Annotated in this window: 17 protein-coding genes; 2 read left to right on the forward strand and 15 right to left on the reverse strand. The window is 60.0% G+C overall.

What is annotated here, in order from left to right:
• Nucleotides 1-63: 63 nt before the first annotated feature.
• The 15 genes from ABF990_RS07085 to ABF990_RS07155 form a co-directional block, all read right to left on the reverse strand.
• Complete coding sequence (locus ABF990_RS07085) at nucleotides 64-1,626, reverse strand: glycosyltransferase family 39 protein (RefSeq protein WP_415500375.1); 1,563 nt, start codon at nucleotides 1,624-1,626, stop codon at nucleotides 64-66.
• 229 nt (nucleotides 1,627-1,855) lie between these two features.
• Entirely contained in the window at nucleotides 1,856-2,596 is a 741-nt protein-coding gene (locus tag ABF990_RS07090; protein WP_415500377.1) for an NAD(P)H-dependent oxidoreductase, read from the reverse strand.
• A 166-nt stretch (nucleotides 2,597-2,762) separates the two neighbouring features.
• Complete coding sequence (locus ABF990_RS07095) at nucleotides 2,763-3,200, reverse strand: biotin/lipoyl-containing protein (protein ID WP_415500378.1); 438 nt, start codon at nucleotides 3,198-3,200, stop codon at nucleotides 2,763-2,765.
• A complete protein-coding gene (gene accC, locus ABF990_RS07100) occupies nucleotides 3,193-4,563 on the reverse strand; it encodes an acetyl-CoA carboxylase biotin carboxylase subunit (protein ID WP_415500379.1) in 1,371 nt (456 codons plus the stop codon). The genes ABF990_RS07095 and accC overlap by 8 nt, the downstream gene beginning before the upstream one ends.
• Complete coding sequence (locus ABF990_RS07105) at nucleotides 4,547-5,023, reverse strand: acetyl-CoA carboxylase biotin carboxyl carrier protein (RefSeq protein WP_415500380.1); 477 nt, start codon at nucleotides 5,021-5,023, stop codon at nucleotides 4,547-4,549. The genes accC and ABF990_RS07105 overlap by 17 nt, the downstream gene beginning before the upstream one ends.
• A 21-nt stretch (nucleotides 5,024-5,044) precedes the next feature.
• Nucleotides 5,045-5,818: a LamB/YcsF family protein gene (locus ABF990_RS07110; RefSeq protein ID WP_415500381.1), complete on the reverse strand. Its 774-nt coding sequence runs from the start codon at nucleotides 5,816-5,818 to the stop codon at nucleotides 5,045-5,047.
• Between the two features lie 46 nt (nucleotides 5,819-5,864).
• Nucleotides 5,865-6,854: a biotin-dependent carboxyltransferase family protein gene (locus ABF990_RS07115; protein ID WP_415500382.1), complete on the reverse strand. Its 990-nt coding sequence runs from the start codon at nucleotides 6,852-6,854 to the stop codon at nucleotides 5,865-5,867.
• Between the two features lie 5 nt (nucleotides 6,855-6,859).
• The gene (pxpB, locus tag ABF990_RS07120) at nucleotides 6,860-7,504 is read right to left on the reverse strand and encodes a 5-oxoprolinase subunit PxpB (RefSeq protein ID WP_415500383.1); all 645 of its coding nucleotides are present in this window, start codon (nucleotides 7,502-7,504) and stop codon (nucleotides 6,860-6,862) included.
• A 119-nt stretch (nucleotides 7,505-7,623) separates the two neighbouring features.
• Nucleotides 7,624-8,079: a VOC family protein gene (locus ABF990_RS07125; RefSeq protein ID WP_415500384.1), complete on the reverse strand. Its 456-nt coding sequence runs from the start codon at nucleotides 8,077-8,079 to the stop codon at nucleotides 7,624-7,626.
• Between the two features lie 66 nt (nucleotides 8,080-8,145).
• Complete coding sequence (locus tag ABF990_RS07130) at nucleotides 8,146-9,321, reverse strand: NAD(P)/FAD-dependent oxidoreductase (RefSeq protein ID WP_415500385.1); 1,176 nt, start codon at nucleotides 9,319-9,321, stop codon at nucleotides 8,146-8,148.
• Between the two features lie 144 nt (nucleotides 9,322-9,465).
• Nucleotides 9,466-10,125: a GntR family transcriptional regulator gene (locus ABF990_RS07135; RefSeq protein ID WP_415500386.1), complete on the reverse strand. Its 660-nt coding sequence runs from the start codon at nucleotides 10,123-10,125 to the stop codon at nucleotides 9,466-9,468.
• Nucleotides 10,126-10,232: 107 nt separating this feature from the next.
• Nucleotides 10,233-11,006, reverse strand: a complete 774-nt coding sequence (locus ABF990_RS07140) for an SDR family NAD(P)-dependent oxidoreductase (RefSeq protein ID WP_415490409.1) — start codon at nucleotides 11,004-11,006, stop codon at nucleotides 10,233-10,235.
• 346 nt (nucleotides 11,007-11,352) lie between these two features.
• On the reverse strand, nucleotides 11,353-14,472 hold the full coding sequence (locus tag ABF990_RS07145) for an efflux RND transporter permease subunit (RefSeq protein ID WP_415500387.1): 3,120 nt from the start codon (nucleotides 14,470-14,472) through the stop codon (nucleotides 11,353-11,355).
• Nucleotides 14,465-15,538 (reverse strand): efflux RND transporter periplasmic adaptor subunit, encoded by a 1,074-nt coding sequence (locus ABF990_RS07150; RefSeq protein ID WP_415490406.1) that lies wholly within the window; start codon nucleotides 15,536-15,538, stop codon nucleotides 14,465-14,467. Before ABF990_RS07150 ends, ABF990_RS07145 begins: the two co-directional genes overlap by 8 nt.
• Nucleotides 15,539-15,951: 413 nt before the next feature.
• Nucleotides 15,952-16,893 (reverse strand): LysR family transcriptional regulator, encoded by a 942-nt coding sequence (locus ABF990_RS07155; protein WP_415490405.1) that lies wholly within the window; start codon nucleotides 16,891-16,893, stop codon nucleotides 15,952-15,954.
• 192 nt (nucleotides 16,894-17,085) lie between these two features.
• Here ABF990_RS07155 and ABF990_RS07160 point away from each other — a divergent pair, with 192 nt between their 5' ends.
• Nucleotides 17,086-18,243: an iron-containing alcohol dehydrogenase gene (locus ABF990_RS07160; protein ID WP_415490404.1), complete on the forward strand. Its 1,158-nt coding sequence runs from the start codon at nucleotides 17,086-17,088 to the stop codon at nucleotides 18,241-18,243.
• A gap of 20 nt (nucleotides 18,244-18,263) precedes the next feature.
• Entirely contained in the window at nucleotides 18,264-19,640 is a 1,377-nt protein-coding gene (locus ABF990_RS07165; protein WP_415490403.1) for an MFS transporter, read from the forward strand.
• Nucleotides 19,641-19,652 lie beyond the last annotated feature (12 nt).

The raw sequence follows: 19,652 nt of genomic DNA on the forward strand, positions 1-19,652 counted from the left end.
AAGCGGCACACCCCGACCCGCCCACACGGAATGTCGCGCCCAAGCTATAGCGTGACCAGGGTGCTAATGCGCGAGTGGGGGCGTGATCACCACGATAAATGCGACGGGATTGGTCGTGTAACCAAGAAACCGATGTGACAGGGTCACGGGCAGTTGTTGCGTTTGCGCAGTCGCGAAGCTGGCCGCGCGTTGGAGGCATATCATATCGTCAGCCATGCAGATCGAAAGAAGCCCGTGCTCGCGGATCCGTTGCGGTGTCACCCATAGCGCCTGACTGAAATCATGGCTGACAAAGCTGTGCGGATGTGCCGGACTGTAAAACGCCGCGCCGTTATCCAGGATAAATGACCCGCTGACATAGGTCAGCGGTGCGGGAACATGGCGCTGCCACAGATCTGTAGCCTCCTGCGCGATTTCCTGCACAGGCACCTGCCTGAGCCATCCGTGCTGATGCGCGACCCGCCAGTACGCATAGGCCGGAGCCACCACCACTGCCCCGATGTTCAGCACAATGGCACCACACAGGCTGACCCTGGCCAGCAGGAGGGGCGGGCAACCCGGAAAAAACTGCATGATCAGCAGTGGCGCCAGCGGCACCACTCCGATCATCATTTCATCCATCACCACGGTTTTCAGCACCAGAGCCGACAACCCGGTCAAAACGAGCGGGGTCAGGGTCAGCACCGCAACCATACGCGCCTGATCACGGGACAGAGCGCACACCCGGGTCCGGGCGCCACGCGGGGTCAGCAGCGTAAGGCCCGCGACAATGGCCAGCACGCCCAGCATCATCCCACACAGCCCGCCCTCGGCCCGGAGCGCGCGATGCCACACATCCGGCCAGGGCGCCCCCAGCTTGCTGCCCAGGTAGTGCAGCGGGGGCGCCCTGTTCTGCACCAGCCACACCAGATGTGGCGCGAAGGTGAGCAGCGCAACAGCCACCGAAATCCACGGCCAGCACGACGCCAGCCAGCGCCGGCCCGAGGTGGCGACAAGAGCCGCGCCAAAGCACCCCGCCAGAGGGAGGAACACATAATATTTGGAGAGAAGGCCAAGCCCCACCATAACCCCAAGCCCCAGCGCGGATGACAGGCCCGGCTGCGAGATGGAGCGGAAAAAGAAAAACAGGGTCCATGGCCATATGGAAAGAAAAATAATATTGGCGTCGAATTTATACGCATAAAAAGTATAAAGCGGCGTCAGAAGCAGCAGCGCCCAACAGGCAACACGACGCGGGCCACTGACAAGGCACGACAGCAGATACCACGCGCCCAACAGGCCGACAGCGGCATTGGTCGCACTGAGAGCTGAGAAAAACATGGGAGAGATTGGAAATACCCTGAACCACAGCCCGCATAACCATGCCCAGAACGGCGGATGCTGATGGTATCCGAGCTGGAATTCCTGCCCCCAGGCATAGGCTTCGGTCATGTCATGTTTGACCGGAACCGGAGCTTCCGTGACAGTGTAGAAAAAAGTCCACACAACTATGAAGCCAATAAAAACCGCTAGAATTTCGGCTTTTGCAGGGCTCGCCGTCGTAAACGCCGTAAAATCAGAAAAACCCGCCGGACTGTGAACGAGTGCGCCCCGCCGGTCCACGCGCGCGCTTTTTATAGTCGACATGCAAAAGCCTTGCTGATCTTGAAATGGGCCCGGACATTCAATTTAAAAAACTCTTCCACCCCTGCCGTATCCTGACTGACAGTGGAGAAGAGCCTGCAAAGAGAGAAAAACTTATTTTTTCAAGGCGTTATAAAACGGACGCAAGATACGTAAACGTTTAGGGAATGTAAACACAAAACCGTGCCCATGGGGCACGGTCAATGCACGATGTCTCTCCTGCCAGGGCCGTTCAGACGTTGCGCTGGATACCCGAGCGCGCAAGCACGCCAGGCAGCAGGCGTTCGTTGGGTCCATAGTCACCAGCGGGGTGAAAAAAGAGACGCGGGGTCTTGTCCAGGTTCAGAAGCCGCTGCCGATACTCCTCCAGCCGGGCGGCACGCATGTCAGGCGTCATGCGTGCGGGCATGTAGGCTATAAAGGGGGACACGACGTCGAACCCCGTATAACGCAGCAGGCCATTGTGCACGGGCCACAGAACGCTTAAAATATCGCCGTCTATGCCGTCGGGGGCATAGGTATCGGCCGAGGTACCGGTCGTTGCGACCACCATGGCCGTCTTGCCCCGGAACAGGCCCGTATCGTATTTGCGGCCCGCAATATAAGCGAAACCGCGCGCAAAAACGCGATCGGCCCAGCCTTTCATGATAGCGGGCATACCGAACCACCAGACCGGGAACTGAAAAATGACAAGATCCGCCTTACGGAGCTTTTCCTGCTCCGCGCGGATATCCTCAGACAACGTGCCCTGATTATAGGCATGCGTCTGTTCGCGGGGGATGTTCAGACAGGACGGGTCCTGAACACCGTCAGGAAAATCCCCCACCCCGAGAACGGGGAAAAAATTCATGGCATACAGGTCGCTGACCGTGACGTCATGCCCCAGTTCGCTCAATGTCCGCACCGCCACATCCTTCATGGCGGCATTGTAGGATTTGGGTTCAGGATGCGCATATACGATCAGAACATTCATGGTAATTCCCCTCGAAACCAGATCTGGTGGTCAGACGCGAACGACAGGCTCCGCCAACCCGATTGATCGGAGCCGCGCTTTTCCGGACCGCGCGACACGGTTTTAAAAACTCTTTTTGCAAATGCAGATTTTCTGTCCGCACAGGTTTTCCAGCATTTCAACCCGGTCAGGCAGTTTCCATCTCGAACACAACATCATGAAAGCCGATAACCTGCCCCTCGACCGCACGGACCGTAACAACATGGCCGTCAACCGGGGCGACAACAGGCAGGACGATCCGGCCCACATCGACAAAAGCCATGATCTGGCCTTTGCTGACGCTTGCACCGACCGCGACCCCATTCTCCCCCGAAGACGGGTGGCGGGTAAGAAACACCCCCATATCAGGGCTGAATACTGGCTCCTGCGTTTCCTTGAGAGCCTGCGCGGGTTGTGTCACGGGCGCCAGAACAGCATTTTCCGCGCTGCCTGCCGGTGCCAGACGCAGCAAAAGCCGTGTCTGGCCATCGTCATAATCCAGCAGGGCCATTCCGGCCTGCCGCATTCGGGCTGTGATGTCCCGAATCTGGGCAACGCGGTCCGTTACGGTGCGGTTATTACGCATTACTGCCATCCCCATCCCCGTTAAGAAGCTTTTCCAGATAATGCACCGAAATATCTGAACTTCCGAAAGCGCGTTCATCCATCAGGCGCTGATGCAGCGGCGTGGTAGTCTGAATACCGCCTATTTCCATTTCGCCCAGCGCCGCTTTCATGCGCCTGATCGCGTCGTTCCGGGTCGCGCCATGCACTACAAGTTTTGCAATCAGGGAATCATAGGACGGCGGGATCGTGTATCCCTCGTATAAATGGCTTTCAACACGTACGCCGGGCCCACCGGGTGGTCGCCAGCGCGTGACTGTTCCCGGGCAGGGAATGAATTTCTGCGGGTCCTCGGCATTGATCCGGCATTCTATCGCGTGGCCCTGTATCGTGACCTGCTCCTGCGAGATCGACAGTGGCAGCCCACCGGCGACCCGGATCTGTTCGGCCACGATATCGATCCCCGTCACCATTTCCGTAACAGGATGTTCGACCTGCAGGCGGGTGTTCATTTCAATGAAATAGAACTGCCCATCTTCATACAGAAATTCGAAAGTCCCCGCCCCGACATATCCCATACGCTGGCAGGCCGCCACGCATTGCCGGCCCAGTTCCGCCACCGCCACGCGGGACAGGCCATGCGCGGGCGCTTCTTCCAGCAGTTTCTGGTGCCTGCGCTGGACCGAACAGTCCCGATCGCTCAACCAGACAGCGTTCCCAGCCCGGTCCGCAAGCACCTGGATTTCAATATGTCGCGGACTTGTCAGGAACCGTTCCGCATACAGATTGCCGTTGGCAAAAGCATGAATGGCCTCCTGTCGCGCGGTCTGGATAGCAGCGTCCAGCATGGCTGGGGTCTGGACGACCCGCATCCCACGTCCCCCCCCACCGCCCGATGCCTTGACAATCAGCGGGTAGCCCACCGCGTCACACAATGTATGGGCCTGGGCCATGTCTTCTGGCAGGGCACCTTCAGTTCCGGGCAGGCAGGGCACGCCTGCGGCCATCATCTGCCGCCGGGCTTCGATCTTGTCGCCCATGGCGCGGATAATGCCAGCGGGTGGGCCGATCAGGGTCAGTCCCGCATCTTCCACCGCCTGCGCGAAATCCGCGTTCTCGGACAGGAAACCGTAACCGGGATGAATGGCCTGGGCACCCGTCAGATTGGCCGCACGCAGGACCCGCTCCTTATCGAGATAACTTTTGCCCGGACCGGCAGGACCGATGCAAATGGCCCTGTCCACAAGGGCCAGATGGCGCTGGGTATCGTCCCGCTCCGCATAAAGTCCGACAGAGGCAAGCCCCAGCACCTTGCAGGCACGGGCAATGCGTAGCGCGACCTCCCCCCGGTTGGCGATCAGGACAGTATCAAACGTCAGTGTCATGAAGACGCTCCACAACGAAAAGAGGCGTTCCGGTCTCGACCGTTTCACCATTTCCGGCAACGATCCGCACGATGCGGCAGGGAAATTCAGCCACGACCCGGTTCAGTGTTTTCATGACTTCCAGAATATACAGCGTGTCCCCTTCCCGCACGACATCGCCTTCGCTGACAAAGGGCGGTGCATCGGGTGCGGAGGCAAGATAGAATACCCCCACCATGGGGGCCGCGATCTCAACCTGCGCGGGGCCGGGGTTCAAGGCGGCTTCGGGGCTTATCACATCCGACGCGGGGACTGGCGGAGCAGGCTGCGCGGGCGCGATTGCGACGGATCGCCCTGCCTGCGCACCGCTATGTTCCATTCGTTTCAGATGTACCCGCACACCGTTTTCGGTATGGTCGAGTTCCTCGATCCCCTGCTCGGCCATCAATGCCATCAGGGCGTCCAGCAAGTCGCGATTCATGGCTTTACCTCTAATCTGGACCTAGCAGAAAGCGCGCACTGCAATTCCGGCGGCTAGCAGCGCCTCACGCACGCGACGGGCCACTTCGACCGAATGCGCGTTATCGCCATGCACACAGATTGAATCGATCTTTGCCGGCACCATCGCACCAGACAGGGTTTCGACCGCGCCGGCCCTGACCATGCGCACCACGCGATCAGCCGCGTAGTCCGGATCGTGGATCAACGCACCGGGCAGTTTTCTGGAAACGAGACGACCTTCTTCCGTATAACCACGATCCGCGAAAATTTCAGAAAAAACAGTCATGTTCCGCGCCCGCGCGCACAGGTCGAGCTGCCCCCCCGCGATGGCCAGAACGGGAAGGCGCGGGTCCACGGCATAAATGGCGCGCGCCACCGCCTCGGCGATTTCCGTGTTGCTTTCGGTCAGGTTCCCAAGGGAGCCATGCGGCTTGACATAACGCAGTGTCTCTCCGCTATAGGCGGCCATACCCATGGCAGCACCCACCTGATAGGCCACAAGGCGCTCGATTTCGGGCGGGGTAAACGGCATGACACGACGCCCGAACCCCCACAGGTCCGGAAAGCCGGGATGCGCGCCAATGCGCACCCCCAGTTCCCTGGCCTTGCTGAACGTTGCAGCCATGATCTCGGGGTCCCCGGCATGAAAGCCGCATGCCACATTGGCCGATGTCACGATCGAGAGCATCGCGTCGTCGTCGCCAATCCTGTAACAGCCGAACCCTTCTCCCAGATCGGCATTCAGATCCACTTCGTGCTGGTGGGATGGTGTCATGTCCTTGATCCTTGCTGGGCGGAATGAAGCATTGGGAGGTTCGGTCTCAGGCCAGCAGCGCGCGGGCCGCGCGCGCAAGGGCCGACAGGTCGTCATGCTGGGTTCTGAGCGCCCGTTGCGCCTGCTCTCGCGTTGCCAGAACAAAGCGGATATGCCCGCCAACCCGCGTCTGGGCCAGCAGACGCTGATCGGCCTCGATGACCGTTGCGATCTTGGGGTAGCCGCCGCAGGTATTGGCGTCCGCCAGTTGCACGATAGGCTGCCCGGACGACGGCACCTGGACCGTGCCGGGCACAATACCATGTGACATCAGGCTGTCATGGCGCAAGGCCACCAGTTCCGGCCCGCCAAGCCTGTAGCCCACGCGGTTGGCGTCGGCACTGACCTGCCATGACGCCCCCAGAAACTGCTTCTGCACGTCGGGCGCGAACCGGTCCCATTCGGCGGCAGGCAGGACACGCACGCTTACGGGAGTACCGGCCTCCGCTTCGGGCCAATGGATCGCAGCGCCGAACCCGGCAGGCGGAAAGGTTTTTGCGTGATCTGCCTGTGCGCCGAGCGGCAGCCTGTCTCCCCGCTGCAGGCCCCGCCCGTCAAGCCCGCCAAAACCACCTTTCTGGTCCGTCGCGCGGGATTCCAGCACAACCGGCACATCCACTCCGCCAGCAACCGCGATATAGGCTCTCGCACCCACGCGGGGGCTGGCCAGTGTCAGAACCTGTCCGGCCCTGGCAGGCATGGCCCACCATGCAGGCACCGGTCGGTCGTCCAGTCTGGCGCCTGTATCGGCCCCGGTCAGGGCAAAAAGCGTATCGACATGAAATTTCAGCCGGAAAGGGAAAAACACGACCTCGATCCCGGCAAGGGACAGATCGTTCCCGATCAGGGCATTACCGGCCGACAGGGCAAACCGGTCCATGGCACCGCCAACCGACACACCCAGTGTCAAGGAATGCCGCCGCCCCTGATCCTGAATGCTGTTCAGAGTGCTGCTTGCCAGAATTTCCAGCACAGCGTCCTGCCCGTTCCCGTGCATGATGTTCAGCCTTCCACCGGATAAAAACGGACGACATCGCCCGGATGCAGCAGCAGCGGGTCCGGCCGTTCGAGCGAGAACAGTTCGAGTTCCGTCATACCCAGGATATGCCAGCCTGAAGGCGCTGTGCAGGGCATGATACCCGCATGCCCGCCACCGATCACCACGCCACCTTTGGGAACGCTCAGCCGTGGCGTGTTCCGCCTGCGCAGGGCCAGTGCAGGAGCAAGCCCGGTCAGGTAGACAAAGCCAGGCATGGCCCCTACCGCAGCCACCGAATAGTCCCCCCCGCTATGCAGGGCAATGACCTCGGCTACCGAAAGGCCGCTTTCCTCCGCCACACTGGCCAGGTCTTCACCCAGTGTGCCGCCATAACGCACAGGCACGTCCACCACCTTGGCGGCTGGCTTTTCAAGTCCTGCGCCAGCCCATTCCGTGCGTATCCGCGCCTCAATATCCTCGCCCGGGACATTCAGGGGGTCAAAGACGACCAGTACGTTGTTAACGCCCGGCACAACCTGCTCCACGCCATCTACGCACCGCATCCGCTTTGCGAATGCCCATATCCGCTGCTGGGTCGTCTGCTCGAACGGGCCTGTCGCGGCATCCACCAGAATTGCCCCGGCGCCCGCCATGGAAAGTTTCAACATACGCCGTCCCGCCTCTGCCTCATGAAATCGCGGCTCCACTTACCAAAGCCCGGCCGATACCCCGCAACCCCAGGCTTGCATGAAATCTTCCGACAAGACAGGGGGCTTGCCGGGCGATCCTACATTTGTGCGAAAGGGAGAGAGCGCGCCATCAGCGTAACGCCTCCTGCCTTTTCGGCCGTGTCGAAATACGTGAAACCACTCCCATCGGGGCGCCGCCCGCGCATGAGCACGTTCAGCCCCATGGCCGTGGCTTCTGCCTCGGCCCGGTTACTGTCTGCGACACTGAAGCCGATATGAAAAACACCCTCACCATGCCGGTCCAGAAAGCGCTTTTGCGGCGTGTCTCCACTTCCCGGCTGACAGAGCTGCAGTTGCATGTTCTGCAGGTTTGCGAATTTATATTTCAGGCCAAGAAAGCCCTCGAGATTGGGCATATCCAGTCGCGAAAAGTCGGAAAATGGCGGAAAGTCATGCCACGGCCCAAGGCCGATGGACTGGTAATAATCCGCAGCCCTGTCCAGATCATGCACGACAAGACAGATATGATGAAGGGTCTGGAATGGCTCGCTCATGAACAATACTCGCACATTACGCCATGCGCCGGGCCTGCTGGTTGCCCGGACAGGCCACGGTCACATTCAGTAGACAACGGTTTCATGCAGGGGAGTGCCGGAACGGATTCTGCCATAGCCCAGCGGGGTCAGGTCCAGGCTCTGGTAAGCCCCTGTCAGGATCTGTTCGGCAATCGCCCGGCCGGCGGCGGGCGCATGCATGACGCCGTGCCCGGAAAAACCGTTTGCAAACAGAAGGTTGGGAATTTCATCATGCGGGCCGATCACCGCATTATGGTCAAGGGTATTGATCTCGTAATGTCCGGCCCATGACCTTTCAAGCCGCAGTTGCTCAAGGGCCGGAACCCGCTGCGCCAATGCGGGCCACACCACGTCCTCCAGCAGGTCGTAAGCGGGTTCGAAATCCCCCGTGGCATCCGGGTCGTTCTGTTCTGGTGGCGCAATACCGCAGATGAAGCCTTGCCCTTCCGGGCGTATCCACGCGCCCGACGCATCGAACAGCATGGGAAAATCAGCCGCATCAAGAGGCGCCTTGATGGAAAAAACCGTGCGCTTGCGCGGCTCGACCGGCAGGCCCGGCACAAGGTCACGCACCACATGCGCAGCCTTTGGGCCAGCCGCGTTAATGCACCAGTCCGCCGCCAGAGACTCACCTGTTACAAGCCTCATGCCGCTGGCCCGGCCGCCCCGAACATCGATTGTATCGACCTGTCCCTGTCTGTAGGTGACACCGGCCTGAATGGCCGCCTTGCGCACCAGTTGCAGCAACGACCATGCGTCGAACCAGCCTTCATTTTTCAGGCCGAATGTCGCAATGCCGATATCGTCCACATTCAGCCAAGAAAACCGTTCCCGTGCTTTTGCCGGTGTCAGAGCCACAATGCTGGCCCCTTCCCCATTCTGCATGGCAACGCCTGCAAGCCGTTCGGCCTGCGCTCCGTCCGGGCCGATAATCAGGTAACCTTTTTCGACAAAGCCGATATCGGCATCGGTCCCGAATTCGTCTTTGATATTGCGAAACAGCTCAGCCCCGAACAGGCTCATATGCACATTGACAGGGCAACCGAACTGGGTGCGGATGGATGCCGCCGATAATGCCGTTGACGAACGCGCATAAGTCGGGTCGGACTCCACAACGGTAATCTCGCCCGCAAATCCCTGCTTTTTCAAAAAATATGCGATGAAACTGCCTATAATTGCGCCACCGGCAATCAGGACTGTTCCAGTTTTCGATACCGCCACCTTACACTCCTGCATTCCCGGCCTTGCCAGATTATAGAACAAACCATTTGCACATCGACCCGTCTGGTCCATACCGCCTCCCCTCAGCTCCGGCGGTACACACGATCAAGACACCCATAGTCAGATTTTTGCTGAAAAAAAACTTTATCCGTCGCGAATGGCTTTCAGACGTTCGACCAGAATCTGACCGCCATCGAGAATATGTTTTTCAAGCAGTGCTACGGCGGCATCCGTGTCCTGTCTGCGGCAAAACTCCATAAGCTGCCAGTGCTCCCGATCAGACTTGGCCTGCACACCGGTCAGGGAGACCATCATACGCTCGTAACGTTCGATCTGCAGATGGATCTTGCCCACCATCTCGATGGTCAGCTTCCTGCCTGAAGCCGCATAGAGTGCCGCGTGAAAATTCCAGTTATGTTCATAGGAATAATCATCCTCAGCCCCAAGTGCCGCGAACTCCCGCGCCGAAATTTCAGCACGGGCAAAGTCCGCCTCCACCATTCGGGGAATGGCCAGGGCAATCAGCCATGTTTCGATCCTGGCCCGCAATTCGTAAAGCTCAAGTATTTCCTCAAGGGAAATGGAAGAGACAACAGCGCCTTTATGGGACACCAGCTCGACAAACCCTTCGGAATAAAGCTGGTGCAGGGCCTCGCGCACAGGTATGCGGCTAACCCCCAGTTCGGCGGCAATATGCTCCTGCCTTATGGCCGTGTTGGCCTCATATTCCCCCGAGAGTATCTTCTGCCGCAGAATGTCCGCCACCTGCGCTGAAATCGTCTTTTTCTTAACAATGCCGCTCATGGGCACATAACTCCATCATGACGAGATCAGCCAGCTGGCGGGAGCCATACTTACGACGCTCCGACCCCGCATGCCGCATCCGGTCTGGGGCTGACAGCCTGCGCGTATCAGTCCTCGACCGGCACCGTATAGTTCAACACAAGACGGCCGCCGTCAGGGTAAATGGTCTGACCGACGATATAAGACGCATCATCACTGGCCAGGAACGACGCAACGCTTGCAATTTCGGAGGGTTCGCCACAACGCCCGGCCGGCGTACGGGACATGATGGTCCTGCGCTGGCTGTCATTGGCCATGACCGCCTGGGCCAGTTCGGTCAGGATCGTGCCCGGACCAATGGCGTTGACACGAATACCATGCGGAATCAGCCCCACAGCCATGACAGCAGTCAACTGCTTGAGCCCACCCTTGGACACCGCATAGGCAACCGACGTGGGAATGGCCAGCAGCGCATTGATGGACGACATGTTAATGATGGACCCGCCGCGCGCCTGATCAATCATGACTTTCGCCGCCGCCTGTCCAAGCAGGAACGGAGCCTTCAGATTAACGCGCTGCACGCGGTCAAAAGCATCTTCCGAAAAGTCGACAAATTCCTGCATGTGGATAATGCCGGCATTGTTGACGAGAATATCCAGCCCGCCAAAATGACTGACCGCCTTGTCGATAACCTTTTCCGCCATCTCGCGCGATATTTCAGAAAAATCAGCAACCATCCATGTCGCGCGCTCACCCAGAAGTTCCGCCTTCTCGCGGACGAGATCAGCCTGGATATCAACCAGCACGACCTTGGCACCGTCTTCATGGAAGCGCTTCGCGCATGCAAAGCCCAGGCCCTGCGCGGCACCCGTGACCAGAACGATCTTGTCTTTATGCTTCATGAGCTCTTCTCCGCTTTCCCTCTATATTGGATACAATATCCGAAAATTCCGTCAACAGCAATGCTCTCGTTGCGATCATGGATCATTTACGTCAGCCGAAAACAGGGTCAAACACGCTGGACCGCCTGTCCGCACGTCATGCAGGTGGAAAACGGGACCTGATAAACTCACTCAAGCCCCGCACCCGTGACATGCGAAGCGGGTTAAAGGCGAGGCCTGACATCCGGGCCAGAGTGTATGGATGACGGAGGATTGTCCTGACGCAACGGCGCGTTAAAACACCGTTGGGCAGCATCAGACAGAACAAGCCGCACTTGACGCCGGACAGGCCAGTACGGCTGACATACTACAGGCTGGAGGACGGTTCCGAGCGGCTTGCGGCCTCTGCGGCTTCCCTGCGCCGTTTTTCGCGCCGGGCTTCCACTTCATAATAATAGGTCGGCAGGATAAACAGCGTCAGCAGCGTCGCAATACCCAGCCCGCCAACAACCACGGTCGCCAGACCACGCTGCACGTCTGTGCCAATGCCGGTGGCCATGGCAGCGGGCAACATACCCACACTGGCCACGGTCGCGGTCATCAGCACCGGGCGGAAACGCTGCCCTGCGCCGTCGAGCACAGCGGCGCGCAAGGGCTCGCCTTCCGCGCGCAGACGGTTGAAGTTGGAAACCATGATAATGCCGTTCTGGATCGCGACCCCGAACAGCGCAATAAATCCTACTGCCGTCGCGATATTCAGGGTCTCGCCCCGCACATGCAGGGCGATCAACCCGCCCAACGTCGCCATGGGCACGACAACCAGCACAAGAACAGCCTGACGCATGGCACCGAACTGGAAGAAGAGCAGCACCAGCATGATGGCGAACATGATACCCAGCGCTACGGTAAGACGCGATTCCGCTCGCTGGGCCTGCTCAAACGTGCCTGCCCATTCAAGACGATACACAGCCGGATCGTAGTGAACCTGGGCCGCAATACTCTGCTGCGCGTCGGCCAGATACTGCGAAAGCGGCCGTTGCCCGTTATCGAGCCTGATCGTGAGCTGGCGGTTATTCCGCTCATGCGCGATCGTGCCCTCCCCCGTCCGCAGCGTAACATGTGCAACCGCACCAAGGGGGACCAGACCGCCCGATGGCGTCGTAAGCGAAAAATGCCGGATGATATCAAGATTGCTGTTGATGGCGCGCGGGATATGAACCGTCATGTTATAAACGCGGTTGCCCACATAAATGGACGACACCGGCGCGTCACCGATCATGTTCTGGACCACAGCCATGATATCTGTCGCACTGAAGCCATAGCGCGCGGCAGCCATACGATCGACCGTAACGTCCAGTTCAGGAATTTCCGGCTCCTGAAAAATCGAGGCTACGGCAGTCCCCGGCACTTTGCGCAGAACCGACACGATCTGCGTGCCGAGCCGGCGCAATTCACGCAGGTCATCGCCATAAACACGCAGCACCAGAGGGGAATGCGCGCCGCCGACAAGATCGTTCATGTTATCGGCAATAGGCTGGCTGATACCGAAGCTGATACCCGGAATCTGGTCCAGGCGTGCCTGCAGTTTTCTGACAAACTGGCGCTTTGTTTCTCCGTGAGCCCATTCGCTGTATGGCTTGAGCCCGACCGGCACCTCGATATGCGACGGGGTCCACGGGTCCGTACCGGAATCGCTACGGCCAAGCTGGGTCACCGCGTAGCTGGTCTCGGGGAAAGAGCGAATGGCGGCCCTGATCTCGTCCGCCATGTCACTCGCCTTTTCAAGCGACAGGCCCGAGGGAAGCTGGACCTGGATCCACAGCGCTCCTTCATCAAGGTCGGGCAGAAATTCCTTCCCCGCCGTGCTGCCCAGATAGCCGACCAGAATAAAGGCCACGATGCCGGTAGCATAGGCCGGCCAGGGCTTACCCAGACTGTAATCCAGCCCACGGTGATAGACGTTGTGCAGCCAGTCCAGCGGCTTGTTGTGATACAGCCGGTGCGGGTTGCGCAAAGCCAGAAACGCAAGGGACGGAATAAGGGTGATCGCGCATAAAAGCGCGCCCAGCAGCGCGAAGCTGACGGTAAACGCCATGGGCCGGAACAGCTTGCCCGCCGCGCCTTCAAACGCAAAAAGCGGCCCGTACGCCACGATAATGATGAGGGTTGCGAAAAAAATCGCCTTGCCCATCGTTTCCGTGACTTCAAGGATATCGCCCACGGTCAGGATTTCATCCGGGTGAGCCTCACGCAGGCGCAGGATCGCCTCGGTGACGACAATCGCGCCATCCACGATCACACCAAAATCCACCGCCCCAAGCGAGAACAGGTTGGCGGGCATGCCCAGCGCCGTCATGATGACAAAGAGCGTCGCCAGGGACAATGGAATGGTCACGGCAGCGACAATCGCGCTGCGCGGGCTGCCCAGAAATATCACCAGCACGACAAAAACCAGCCCCATACCTTCCAGAACGGTATGGGCGACTTTGTCTGTCGTGGCGCGGACCAGATTGTCCCGATCGATATACGGCACGATCCGTACCGCCTGGGGCGCGAGCTGCCTTTGTAGTTCATCGACACGCTTGTGCAGCGCCGCCAGCACCTCAGACGGGTTCTGCCCGTTCAGGATCACGACAATGCCTTCAAGCGTGTCAGCGTTTTTATCCAGCCCCAGAATACCCTGCCGCACCTGATGCCCGAACTGCATCTGCCCCAGATCACGGATCCGCACCGGCTGGCCATTATGCTGCGCCACGCCGATCTCACCCATTTCGGCCAGGGTATGCACCATGCCAACCCCACGCACGATATAGGACTGGTCCCCGCGTGTAACGCGGTCACCGCCTGCATTGAGGTTGTTGTTACGCAATGCGTTCAGAACGTCGTTGATGCCGATCCGGTATTTATTGAGGGCGTCCGGGTCGAGCAGAAGCTGGTATTCCTTGGTGAACCCGCCAAAATTGCTGACCGACACCACCCCCGATATCTGTGTCAGGGCGGGAATGATAACCCAGTTCTGGATATCGGAAAGCTGCATCAGGTTCAGCTTGTCCGACTGCAATGTGTAACGGTACACCTCACCCGCGGGGCCAGTGACGGGCCCCAGCACCGGTATGGCCCCGGCGGGCAGGTTGGTCACCTGGTTGATCTGCTGGGTTACGCGGTCACGCGCGAAATAAACGTCCGTGCCATCCTTGAAAATGAGCGTGATCAGCGACAGCCCGAAAGTACTGCTCGAACGACTGTCGATCAGGCCCGGAACACTGGCCAACTGGCGTTCGAGCGGGGTCGTGATCTGCTGCTCGACCTCTTCAGCCGCAAGGCCCGAGACCTGCGTGGTCACGACAACACTGACCGCTCCCAGATCTGGATAGGCCTCGACCGAAATTTCGCGCCATGCCAGCGCGCCAAAGCAGGCGAGCATGGCCATGGCCGTGAACACAATACGCCTGTTGCGCAGGCAAAAGCCTATGACCCGGTTAATCATCGTTCAGGAGCACCGCACCCTGAGTCACGACACGTTCACCGGTGGAAAGACCGTCGAGAACGCGGCTGTCTGCGCCGTCGTCGTAAACAATAACCACCACACGCCGCCGGAAGACGTTGGGCTTTACTTCCACGAACACGGTCGTGGTGTCATTATTCATAATCAGCGCCGTCTGGGGCACCATGATCTCGGGCGGGCGGGCCACCGCGACGGTCACATGCGCATACATGCCCGGACGCAGGAGGCCGTTGGGGTTCGCAACGTCGAAATGCACAGCCAGACGGCGCGTGTCGGGCTGCACGTCAGGCGGCAGGCCGCCCAGCAGTCCACCCAGCACAACATCCGGCAGGGCTGGCAGGGTCGCATTCGCTTCCATGCCGGCATGCATGAGCGGGCTCTGGTCTTCCGCGATATTGCCCACAATCCAGACTCGGCTGGTATCCACCAGTGTCATCAGAACCGCTGTAGGATCGGTCACATTGGTGCCCACCGCGGTCGCGACAGTGCCGATCACACCGTCGATCGGGGCGACGAGCGGTATGAAGCACCCGTTCTGCTGCCCGGCGGGGACGTTTTCATCCTGCCCCAGTGCGGCAAGACGTTCAGTGGTTCGCTGGTATTCAGCCTGAGCCTGTTCGTAAGCCGCACGTGAACTTTCAAGATCCTTGACCGCGGCCCCGCCTACGCCCACAACGCTCTGACCGCGTTTGAACTGCTTTTCAGCCAGCACGAGGGCGGCACGGGCTTTTTCTTCATCAGTGCAGGCCTGCGCCATATCGCCCGATGCGATCAAGGCCAGCAACTGCCCGCGCCTGACCACGTCGCCCGCCGCGACATCCACCCGTACGACGCGCCCCATAAGGGGGGTAAGCAGGTTGATACTACGCGACGGCTCGGCCATGACCTGCCCCGGCGCATCAATGGCCTGCGGACGCGCCTGGGCCACCACGGCCTCTACCTTCAGGCGTGACAGGATCGGGGATGAGGGATCAAGCGTCAGGTCGCCGTTCGCATCGCGGTGGATGGAAGGCGAGTCCGCAGCCAGCACCCGACCGGCAGATCCCATACAGAGTGCAGCAAGCACGGAGAAAACCAAAACCTGGCACGCCCACCCGTGTGTCTTACGTTTCATAAGTATTTGACTCGAAACTGTTATTTTATGTCGACAGGAAAGCGAAAACAAAAACGGGCTTGCCAGTTCGGCGGCATTCCGACCACGAAAAAACCAGCGGGACCATGCCGGTGCCCACAGCATCGTATGGCCTAGTCGTCCATGGCTGGAATATCAATAGCGCCTTCATAATGTCACATAGCCGGACCGAAGCCCAGGAATGCAAAAGAAAATCCTCAAAACGGGGATGAGCTTATGCCTTCGCATGCCAAAATGCCAGATGGCATGACCGGGCGGCTCTCCCGCCCGGTCATGAGCGATATGCCCCCTCCCTCACGCGGTCAAGGCATGCGCTGCACCGTCGGCACTTACCGGCTCCCTTTATCGGGCCGGGGTGGCAGCGCGGCCTCCGGCAGCGGCAGGAACATGGCCTGTGCCTGCTCCACCTCCTGACGCAGCACGCCTGACAGATGCCGGATACGCGACGTGCGGCTTTCATCCGCGCGGGTGATAAGCCAGTACGTCCGTGTCAGGTTCATGCTCAGTGGCAGCACACGCACAAGGCCGGGCCTTGACGCCGCCACAAACGCCGGCAGCACGGCAAGGCAGAGGCCTGCCGCCACGGCCTCCATCTGCGCCTGAATGCTGGAATTCTGGATCCTGACCAGGCGGGGGGCAATACCCAAGCCTTCCAGATAATCGAGCCCACGCGTGAACAGCAGTTCGTCCACATACCCCGCGAACATGTGGTGCGACAGATCAGCCGGGCTGCGAACGGGCTTATGCCGGGCCAGATAATCCGCGCTGGCATATATGAACAGCCGGTAATCCGTGAGCTTTTCAGCCACGAAGCGGTTTCCGCTCGGCAGGGTCAGGGTCACGGCAATATCCGCCTGCCTGCGTGACAGCGATACGATCTGCTGGATTGTCACCATCTCGACCGTCAGGGCCGGGTTGGTCGCCAGAAGCGCTCCGATCCGGGGAGCCAGAAAAAAATTGGCAAAACCTTCCAGCGCGCTGATTCGCACCGTGCCGGACAGCCCGCCCTCTCCCCCGGCTTCAACCTCTCGGGCCTCATGCTCCATGGCTTCGACCCGGGCCAGCAGGCGTTCACCTTGTCGTGTAAGAGCGTAGCCCCGCAGGTGCCGTTCGAACAGGGTGGTGCCCGTCGCATCCTCCAGCGACTGGATATGCCGCCCCACCGTCGCGTGGTCGACACTGAGCGCACGGGCCGCCACTGACAGAGATCCACCGCGCGCAACCGCCAGAAAATACTGCAGGTCCCGCCAGTCCAGCCCCCGCCTTGTCATCTGCACATCCTTTTCGCCCCAACGGAGAGCCGCCTTCTCTGTGCATATTTGCACATAGCATGGGCGAAAAATCCTAATTTTCGCTTGGGGTGCGTCGCGCTAACGCCGAAACGTCAACAACCAAGAAGCGGCGCGCGGCTTTAACGCCCGCGAAGTCGCCTCTGAGCCGGAACCGAAAAAGGGGATGCTCACATGACTGCCCTAGTTCTCCCGCCTTTTGTACGCCTTGGCGGCGGCGCCCTGAACGAACTGCCGACAGCTCTCCGCCAGGCAGGCCTGTCCCGCCCGTTCCTGATTACCGACCCGTTCATGGCGGCATCCGGCACACTGGAACGCGTCAGGGTGATCCTGCGCGAAAGCGGTGTCGAACTGCGCGCCTTTACCGGCACCGTGCCCGACCCCACGGTGGCGTGCGTAAATATGGCCCTGACCGCCCTGCGTGAAGGCAAACACGATTGTGTTATCGGCCTTGGTGGCGGCAGCCCGATCGATACGGCAAAAATGGTCGCGGTTCTGGCCGTACATGACACGACCCCCGCGGCCCTGAAAGTCCCCCATGTGCAGGATGCACCGGGGCTGCCGGTCATTGCCATACCCACCACCGCAGGCACGGGCTCGGAAGCGACGCGCGTGACCGTTATCACCGACGAGACGACGGATGAGAAAATGCTGTGCATGGGGGTCGCCTACCAGCCACGCATTGCCATTGTCGATTACGAACTCACCCTTTCCATGCCACGCCGCCTGACCGCCGATACCGGGACCGATGCGCTGACCCACGCGCTTGAGGCCTATGTGTCCCGCCGGGCCAGTCCGTTTACGGATGCCCTGGCCCTGACCGCCATGAAACGGATCTGGGCTTTTTTACCTACCGCCTGTTCCGACCCAGGCAACCACGCTGCCCGCGCCGCTGTCATGCAGGGGGCGTTCGAGGCCGGCATGGCGTTCTCCAACGCGTCTGTCGCACTCGTTCATGGTATGAGCCGCCCGATCGGCGCACATTTTCATGTGCCGCACGGTCTGTCCAACGCCATGCTACTGCCGGAAATCACGGCATGGTCGCTATCGGGCAGTCCTGCACGCTACGCCGAATGCGCCCGCGCCATGGGGATTGCGGACGAAAACCTGTCTGACGATGCAGCGGGCACAGCCCTTGTCAAAGCCCTGCGCGAACGCAACGCCGAAATTGGCGTGCCCAGCCCCAAGGGGTTCGGGCTGGATGCCAAACGCTGGGACAACCTGCTGCCGCTTATGGCCGAACAGGCTCTTGCCTCCGGCTCCCCCGCCAACAACCCCCGCGTGCCGACGGCATCAGAGATCGTCGAACTCTACTGCCGTGTCTGGGCCTGAATGGAAGGGAGGGTACGACCATGGCTACCGCACCAGCACAGACCCGCTCCATGCACGGTCTTGTTTTCGCCTCCAGCGTCGGCACCGTTATCGAATGGTACGACTTTTTCCTTTACGGCAGTCTTGCCATTTTTTTCGCCAAGCTGTTCTACCCCCCGGGGGAAGGTGTTGCCGCAACCCTGATCAGTGTCGCGACCTTTGCAACCGGCTTTGCCGTGCGCCCTCTGGGCAGCCTTATTTTCGGCCACCTGGGAGACAGGTTCGGCCGCAAGGTGACGTTCCTGTCCACATTGCTGATCATGGGGTGTTCCACCGCCGCAATCGGCATTCTGCCAACCTTTGCCACTGCCGGTTACACGGCTCCGGTGCTTCTGGTATCGCTGCGTATCATCCAGGGGCTGGCGCTGGGGGGCGAATATGGCGGGGCGGCAACCTATGTCACCGAACATTCCCCACCGCATGAACGGGGCAAATGGGCCAGCTATATCCAGGCCATGGCATCTGGCGGGTTTATCCTGTCGCTGGGCATGGTTATCGGGCTGCGTCTTTCATTGGGCGAGACCGCGTTCGGGGATTGGGGATGGCGCCTGCCTTTCCTGATTTCGATCGTGCTTGTCGCCGTGTCGTTCCGTATCCGCCTGCGGCTGCATGAATCGCCGGTTTTTGTCGAAATGCAGCAGAACCGCCAGCTTTCGGCCTCGCCCATACGGGACACCTTCGCCATACCGGGCAATGCCCGCCGGATCGTTACCTTCCTGTTCGGGGTCGCCTGCGCACAGGCTGTGACGTTCTATACGGCGCAGTTCTACGCCCTGTATTTTCTGCAAAGCGTGCTCAAGGTCGCCTTTCTGCCCGCGACACTGGCAGTCGCTGCCGGTGCTTTTCTGGGCCTGCCGTTTTTTGTCATTTTCGGCGCCCTGTCAGACCGGATCGGCCGCAAGCGTCTCTCGCTCCTTGGTATGGCGGCTGCCGTGGTGCTTTACCTGCCGCTGTTCATGCTGCTGCGCTCCGCCGTTCACCCTGACGGGATTACGTTCCTGCCCGTCATTTTAACGGTTTTTGCTCTGGTCGTCATTGCCGCCCTTATTTACGGACCTTACGGCGCGTTCATTGTCGAGAGCTTTCCGGCCCATGTCCGCTATACCTCCATTTCCATCCCCTACCATATCGGCAACGGCATTTTCGGCGGTTTTCTGCCCCTTATCAGCCTCAGCTTGGTCAGCCGGACCGGCAATGTTCTTTCAGGCCTGCTTTACCCTGTTCTGGTGTGCGCCGTGGGTTTTGTCGTCACACTGATATGCGTGCCCGAGACACTGCCCGCCGGACACGACGAAAAACGCCAGGCCTCGTCCCTGTCACATACTCCGCTCATGCCCGAACCCGACCAGGCCGCCTGAGCCCCGCAAGTA

This window comes from Acetobacter sp., from assembly GCF_047723915.1.
In the GTDB taxonomy this organism is placed as follows: Bacteria; Pseudomonadota; Alphaproteobacteria; order Acetobacterales; family Acetobacteraceae; genus Acetobacter.

Bases quoted from the DNA above. Each gene is read 5' to 3' on its own strand.
- ABF990_RS07105 (WP_415500380.1), bottom strand. From the start codon at position 5,023: ATGAATCGCGACTTGCTGGACGCCCTGATGGCATTGATGGCCGAGCAG.
- ABF990_RS07125 (WP_415500384.1), bottom strand. From the start codon at position 8,079: ATGAGCGAGCCATTCCAGACCCTTCATCATATCTGTCTTGTCGTGCAT.
- ABF990_RS07110 (WP_415500381.1), bottom strand. From the start codon at position 5,818: ATGACACCATCCCACCAGCACGAAGTGGATCTGAATGCCGATCTGGGA.
- ABF990_RS07085 (WP_415500375.1), bottom strand. From the start codon at position 1,626: ATGTCGACTATAAAAAGCGCGCGCGTGGACCGGCGGGGCGCACTCGTT.
- pxpB (WP_415500383.1), bottom strand. From the start codon at position 7,504: ATGTTGAAACTTTCCATGGCGGGCGCCGGGGCAATTCTGGTGGATGCC.
- ABF990_RS07090 (WP_415500377.1), bottom strand. From the start codon at position 2,596: ATGAATGTTCTGATCGTATATGCGCATCCTGAACCCAAATCCTACAAT.
- ABF990_RS07165 (WP_415490403.1), top strand. From the start codon at position 18,264: ATGGCTACCGCACCAGCACAGACCCGCTCCATGCACGGTCTTGTTTTC.
- ABF990_RS07145 (WP_415500387.1), bottom strand. From the start codon at position 14,472: ATGATTAACCGGGTCATAGGCTTTTGCCTGCGCAACAGGCGTATTGTG.
- ABF990_RS07115 (WP_415500382.1), bottom strand. From the start codon at position 6,854: ATGCACGGGAACGGGCAGGACGCTGTGCTGGAAATTCTGGCAAGCAGC.
- ABF990_RS07155 (WP_415490405.1), bottom strand. From the start codon at position 16,893: ATGACAAGGCGGGGGCTGGACTGGCGGGACCTGCAGTATTTTCTGGCG.
- ABF990_RS07140 (WP_415490409.1), bottom strand. From the start codon at position 11,006: ATGAAGCATAAAGACAAGATCGTTCTGGTCACGGGTGCCGCGCAGGGC.
- accC (WP_415500379.1), bottom strand. From the start codon at position 4,563: ATGACACTGACGTTTGATACTGTCCTGATCGCCAACCGGGGGGAGGTC.
- ABF990_RS07135 (WP_415500386.1), bottom strand. From the start codon at position 10,125: ATGAGCGGCATTGTTAAGAAAAAGACGATTTCAGCGCAGGTGGCGGAC.
- ABF990_RS07150 (WP_415490406.1), bottom strand. From the start codon at position 15,538: ATGGGATCTGCCGGTCGGGTGCTGGCTGCGGACTCGCCTTCCATCCAC.
- ABF990_RS07160 (WP_415490404.1), top strand. From the start codon at position 17,086: ATGACTGCCCTAGTTCTCCCGCCTTTTGTACGCCTTGGCGGCGGCGCC.
- ABF990_RS07095 (WP_415500378.1), bottom strand. From the start codon at position 3,200: ATGCGTAATAACCGCACCGTAACGGACCGCGTTGCCCAGATTCGGGAC.